4 protein-coding genes are annotated in these 6,257 nt (G+C 75.2%); all 4 read left to right on the top strand.

The window, feature by feature from the left end:
* Positions 1-786, top strand: a 786-nt coding sequence (locus MXD57_RS08485; protein WP_250400700.1) for a (2Fe-2S)-binding protein, incomplete at its 5' end; no start/stop codon positions are given.
* Complete coding sequence (locus tag MXD57_RS08480; protein ID WP_250400699.1) at positions 783-3,092, top strand: xanthine dehydrogenase family protein molybdopterin-binding subunit; 2,310 nt, start codon at positions 783-785, stop codon at positions 3,090-3,092. The genes MXD57_RS08485 and MXD57_RS08480, both read left to right, overlap by 4 nt.
* Positions 3,093-3,284: 192 nt before the next feature.
* Positions 3,285-4,445, top strand: coding sequence for an SUKH-4 family immunity protein (locus tag MXD57_RS08475; RefSeq protein WP_250400698.1), 1,161 nt, complete (start codon positions 3,285-3,287; stop codon positions 4,443-4,445).
* Between the two features lie 222 nt (positions 4,446-4,667).
* The gene (locus tag MXD57_RS08470) at positions 4,668-6,110 is read left to right on the top strand and encodes an MFS transporter (protein WP_250400697.1); all 1,443 of its coding nucleotides are present in this window, start codon (positions 4,668-4,670) and stop codon (positions 6,108-6,110) included.
* Positions 6,111-6,257: the final 147 nt, after the last annotated feature.

Genomic DNA, 6,257 nt, shown 5'->3' with positions numbered 1-6,257 from the left:
GCGCCGCGGGACGGGGCACCCGCGACGGCGCCCGAGGACGCGGCGGCCGACGGCGGCCCGGCGGCCCGGACCCCGGACCACGACGAAGCGCCCGACGACGACCCCGCCGCCCTCCCGGCGCACGACGACCACCCCCTCGCCGCCTACGTCCTGCGGGTCAACGGAACCGACCGGCCCGTCACCGACGCCTGGATCGGCGAGTCCCTGCTGTACGTCCTGCGCGAGCGGCTCGGTCTCGCCGGGGCCAAGGACGGCTGCTCGCAGGGCGAGTGCGGCGCCTGCAACGTGCAGGTCGACGGCCGCCTGGTGGCATCGTGCCTGGTCCCGGCCGTCACCGCGGCCGGCAGCGAGGTGCGCACCGTCGAGGGCCTGGCCGCCGACGGGCGGCCCTCCGACGTGCAGCGCGCGCTCGCCCGGTGCGGCGCCGTGCAGTGCGGCTTCTGCGTGCCCGGCATGGCGATGACCCTGCACGACCTCCTCGAGGGCAACCCCGCGCCGACCGAGCTGGAGACCCGCCAGGCCCTGTGCGGCAACCTGTGCCGCTGCTCCGGCTACCGGGGCGTCCTGGACGCCGTCAAGGAGGTCGTCGCCGAGCGCGAGGCGCACACCGCCGACGGCGACGGGCCGGACACCGAGGAGGCGCGCATCCCGCACCAGGCGGGTCCCGGCGCCGGCGGCGTCAACCCGGCGGCCTTCGAGTCACCGGGGCTCTTCGGCAGCCCCACCGCCTTCGGCGCACCGGAACCGCACGACCAGCAGTACGGCCAGGACGGAGGCCAGGCGTGACCGACGAAGCCGCCACCGCGACCGCCGCCACGGCGGCACCCGCCGCCGAGCCCGAGCCGCCGCACGGCCTCGGCGCCTCGCTGCCGCACGCCGACGCCCGCGCCAAGACCGAGGGCACCTTCCCCTACGCGGCCGACCTGTGGGCCGAGGGACTGCTGTGGGCCGCCGTGCTGCGCTCCCCGCACGCGCACGCGCGCATCGTCTCCATCGACACCACCCACGCGCGGGAGATGCCCGGCGTGCACGCCGTCGTCACCCACGACGACATCCCCGGCACCCCCCGCCACGGCCGGGGCACGCCGGACCGCCCGGTGTTCGCCTCCGAGGTCGTGCGGCACCACGGCGAGCCCATCGCCGCCGTCGCCGCCGACCACCCCGACACCGCGCGGATGGCGGCCGCGGCCGTCATCGTCGAGTACGAGGTGCTCGACCCGGTCACCGACCCCGAGCACTCCTTCGAGGCCGCGCCGCTGCACCCGGACGGCAACCTGATCCGGCACATCCCGTTGCACCACGGCGACCCGGAGGCGGCCGGCGAGGTCGTCGTCGAGGGCCAGTACCGCATCGGCCGCCAGGACCCGGCCCCCATCGGAGCCGAGGCCGGCCTCGCGGTGCCGCGGCCCGACGGCGGTGTGGAGCTGTACCTCGCCTCCACCGACCCGCACACCGACCGCAACACGGCCGCCGCCTGCTACGGCCTGTCCCCGGATCGGGTGAGGATCGTCGTCACCGGGGTCCCCGGCGCCACGGCCGACCGCGAGGACCAGGGCTTCCAGCTCCCGCTCGGTCTGCTCGCCCTGAAGACCGGCTGCCCGGTGAAGCTCACGGCCACCCGCGAGGAGTCCTTCCTCGGACACGCCCACCGCCACCCCACCCTGCTGCGCTACCGCCACCACGCGGACGCCGACGGCAGGCTGGTGAAGGTGGAGGCGCAGATCCTGCTCGACGCGGGCGCCTACGCGGACACCTCCGCCGAGGCCCTCGCCGCCGCGGTCTCCTTCGCGTGCGGCCCCTACGTCGTCCCGAACGCCTTCATCGAGGGCTGGGCCGTGCGCACCAACAACCCGCCCTCCGGCCACGTGCGCGGAGAGGGCGCCATGCAGGTCTGCGCCGCCTACGAGGCGCAGATGGACAAGCTGGCGAGGAAACTCGGCCTGGACCCGGCCGAGCTGCGCCTGCGCAACGCCCTCGCGACCGGCGACGTCCTGCCCATCGGGCAGACCGTGACCTGCCCGGCCCCGGTGGCCGAACTCCTGCAGGCGGTCCGTGACTTCCCGCTGCCCGAGCTGCCCGTGGACACCCCCGAGGAGGAGTGGCTGCTGCCCGGCGGCCCCGAGGGCGCGGGCGAGCCGGGCGCGGTGCGCCGGGGCGTCGGCTACGGCCTGGGCATGGTGCACATGCTCGGCGCCGAGGGCGCCGACGAGGTCTCCACGGCGACGGTGAAGGTGCACGACGGCGTGGCCACCGTGCTCTGCGGGGCCGTGGAGACGGGCCAGGGCTTCACCACCCTGGCCCGCCAGATCGTCCAGGAGACGCTCGGCATCGACGAGGTGCACGTGGCCCCCGTCGACACCGACCAGCCGCCGGCCGGCGCGGGCTGCCGCGGCCGCCACACCTGGGTGTCGGGCGGCGCGGTGGAGCGGGCGGCGAAGATGGTCCGCACCCAGCTCCTGCAGCCCCTGGCCCACAAGTTCGGCATGTCCACCGAGCTGCTCCAGATCACGGACGGCAAGATCACCTCCTACGACGGAGTGCTGTCGACCACCGTCACCGAGGCGATGGAGGGCAAGGAACTGTGGGCCACGGCCCAGTGCCGCCCGCACCCCACCGAGCCGCTGGACGCCGCCGGCCAGGGCGACGCCTTCGTGGGGCTCGCCTTCTGCGCGATCCGCGCGGTGGTGGACGTCGACATCGAGATCGGCTCGGTCCGGGTGGTGGAACTGGCGGTCGCCCAGGACGTCGGCCGGATCCTCAACCCCGCCCAGCTCGAGGCCCGTATCGAGGCGGGCGTCACCCAGGGCGTGGGCATCGCCCTCACCGAGAACCTGCGCGCCCCGCGCGGCCTCGTCCGCCACCCCGACCTGACCGGGTACGCGCTGCCGACCGCCCTGGACGCGCCGGACATCCGGATCGTGAAGCTGGTCGAGGAACGGGACGTGGTCGCGCCCTTCGGCGCGAAGTCGGTCAGCGCGGTCCCGGTGGTGACGTCTCCGGCGGCGATCGCCTCCGCCGTCCGGGCGGCCACGGGCCGTCCGGTCAACCGTCTCCCGATCCGCCCGCAGGCGGCCGTGGTGACGTCCCCGTGACCACACCCCGGCGCACGGCGGCGGCCGTGCCCGGGCCGGGCGGGCAACGGACCCGGCCCGTCTGACGTCCTTCCTGCCGAGGGCCGTTGTCAGTGGTGCGGCGTAGTGTGCCGAGCAGTCGGGGGCACCTGCCCGGGCACCGCGCACGACGACGCGCACACAGGCACGCACGGGGACGATCGCGGGGGAGCGATGAGCACGACCGACGCCGGGGTCCCGGCGATCACACTGACCGAGGCGGAACTGGGCCGGCACATCGCCCACGCGCCGACCCGCGGGCTGCTCGCGGGTCCCGGACTGCCCGCCGAGACCGACCTGTTGACCTTCTCCCCGCTGCGCGCGCACGGCCTGCGCACCCTCGGCGACGCCACCGACGGCCCCTTCCACCTCGCGGAGGAACTGCGCGACCGCCTGGTGATCGGCGAACTGCTCAACCCGGGCGGCATGGAGCGCGAGTCGATCCTGCTCGACGGCGACACCGGCGAGCTGACCACGGCCTACCTCGCCGGCCCGGGCGCCCCGCGTCCTTTCGCGCCCTCGCTGGCCACCCTGCTGCGTTTCGCCGCGGTCACGGAGGAACTGGCGGGGCTGCGCGGCCGTTTCGCGTCCCTGGCGGGCACGTACGGCCCGAGGACGGTGACCGAGGCGTCGCGCCGCCTGCTCGCGCTGTTCGCGAAGGGCACGGACGGCCGTGTCCCGCCCTACTGGAAGGCCGCGGCCCTGATCCGTCCGCTGGCCCTCGTCGCGGGGCCGGGCACCACGTCCGGTCTCACCCTCGACGTTCCGGCCCGCCTGCTGGACCAGGAGTTCGGCCACGGCCGGGTGGCCAGGTTCGAGGAGGTCGACTTCCCCGCCACGCTCACCCACGAGCCGACCCGCCGCTTCCTGCGGGAGACGGGCCTGCCGGAGGAGGCGGCCGTCCTCCACGCCGACACCGACGCCCCGCTGCCGACGCTCACCGAGTACTTCAGCGCCGAGCACTGCGACGACCACCTCCTGGACGCCCTGCCCGCGCACGCCGGCCACCTGATCCGCCTCGGTCACCTGGCCGAGGACGACAGCCTGGTGGTCGACGGAAGAACGGGCGCGGTGCTCACCCTCAGCGGGCCCGGGGCGACGCTCCACCCGCTGAACACCGATGTCTCCACCCTGGCGTTCACCCTCTGGCTCCTGCACCACGAGCGCACCATCGACGGACACCTGTCGAACGAGCTGAGCACGCAGGCCTACGACCACCTGGCCGCCGCCATGATCCACACCCTGACCGCGGTCGACCCCGCGGCCACCCTGCCGGACACCGCCTGGCACTACTGGACCCAACTGCTCCAGGACGGGGCGGGCGGGGAGCTCTAGTGCCGCCCGTCCGGATCGTGCCGGGCTCGCTGGTCCGGCCCGTCGAGGGACGCCAACCGCGGGCCGCGTCCGGAACCGAACCCGCCCGGGTCCCCGCGAAGCCGACTCCCCGGCGGACGCGGTACGGGGCCGGCGCGGATCGGGGGTCTACGACCAAGGTCGGAGCGCGAGCGGGACCACCGACAGGGGTCAAAGGCGGCTGTGCACCTTACTCTGGCGACCATGAGTGCCCTCGAGTCCCGTGACACCGCTGTGCCGGCCGACGCCGCCGAGAAGGACGGCGGTGGTGTGCTGAGCCGGGACCGCCGGGCGCTCAGTGTCGGGATCGTCTCCGTCGTGTGCCTCATCGCCTTCGAGGCGACCGCAGTCGGGACCGCGATGCCCGTTGCCGCACGCGAGCTGCACGGGGTGGCGCTGTACGCGTTCGCGTTCTCCGCGTACTTCACCACCAGCCTGTTCGGCATGGTGCTCGCCGGCCAGTGGTCCGACCGGAGCGGCCCGCTCGGCGCGCTGACCACGGGCATCGCCGCCTTCGCCGCCGGACTCGTGGTCGCCGGGACCGCCGGTGCCATGTGGGTGTTCGTCCTGGGGCGGGCCGTACAGGGTCTCGGCGGCGGGCTGGTCATCGTGGCGCTGTACGTCGTCGTCGGGCGGGCCTATCCCGAGCGGCTGCGGCCCGCGATCATGGCGTCGTTCGCCGCGGGGTGGGTCGTACCGTCCATCGTCGGCCCGCTCGCCGCGGGCGCCGTCACCGAGCACCTCGGCTGGCGCTGGGTCTTCCTCGGCATACCCGCCCTGGTCGTCCTCCCGCTCGTGCTGGCACTGCCGCAGATACGGGTCCGGGCGGCGGGCCCCGTGGACGGCGCCGACGGCGCCGCCTCCTTCGACCGGCGCCGCATCCGGCTCGCCCTCGCGATCTCCCTCGGCGCGGGACTCCTGCAGTACGCCGCCCAGGACCTGCGATGGCTCTCGCTGGTCCCCGGTCTCGCCGGTGCGGCGCTGCTCGTCCCCGCCGTGCTGGGGCTGCTTCCGCGCGGCACCTACCGTGCGGTGCGCGGTCTGCCGTCCGTCGTGCTGCTGCGCGGACTGTCCGCCGGGTCCTTCATCGCCGCCGAGTCCTTCGTCCCGCTGATGCTGGTCACCCAGCGGGGGCTGTCGCCGACGCTCGCCGGGTTCTCGCTGGCGGCCGGCGGGGTCACCTGGGCGCTGGGCTCGTGGGTGCAGTCGCGGCCCCGCGTGGAGCCCTACCGGGAACGGCTGATGACGGCGGGCATGGCGCTGGTCGCCGCCGCGATCGTCACCGCGCCGGGCGTGCTGCTGCCCTCCGTCCCCGTCTGGAGCGTCGCCGTCGCCTGGGGTTTCGGCTGCTTCGGCATGGGGCTGGTGATCTCCTCCACCAGCGTGCTGCTGCTCAAGCTCTCCGCGCCGAGGGACGCCGGTGCCAACTCGGCGGCGCTCCAGATCTCCGACGCCCTGTCCAACGTCGTCCTGCTCGCGGCGACCGGCGCGGCCTTCTCGGCCCTGGGCGGCGGGGACGCGGCGGCCGCGTCGACCGCGGCGACCGGCGGTTCCCACTCCGCCGCCTTCGCCGCCGTCTTCCTGCCGATGGCGGCGGTGGCACTGGTGGGTGCGTGGGTGACGCGGCGGCTGCGGTCCCCCGAGTGACACCGTGCGGCACCGCGCCCCGACTGTGATGTGAGTCGCACCCGCGGGCGACCCGGCTCCGTTCGCGCGTGGGCGTCGCCGGGCCGCCGGTAGGGTGGCCCGGTCGTCGTACGCAGCCGAGCCGTCCCACCCCTTGACCCACGGAGA

This window comes from Streptomyces cellostaticus (assembly GCF_023630175.1).
GTDB lineage: Bacteria > Actinomycetota > Actinomycetes > Streptomycetales > Streptomycetaceae > Streptomyces > Streptomyces cellostaticus_A.
Note: the sequence above shows the minus strand (reverse complement) of the source record. Positions and strands in the feature narration are given on the sequence as shown.

Bases quoted from the DNA above. Each gene is read 5' to 3' on its own strand.
- MXD57_RS08475 (WP_250400698.1), top strand. From the start codon at position 3,285: ATGAGCACGACCGACGCCGGGGTCCCGGCGATCACACTGACCGAGGCG.
- MXD57_RS08470 (WP_250400697.1), top strand. From the start codon at position 4,668: ATGAGTGCCCTCGAGTCCCGTGACACCGCTGTGCCGGCCGACGCCGCC.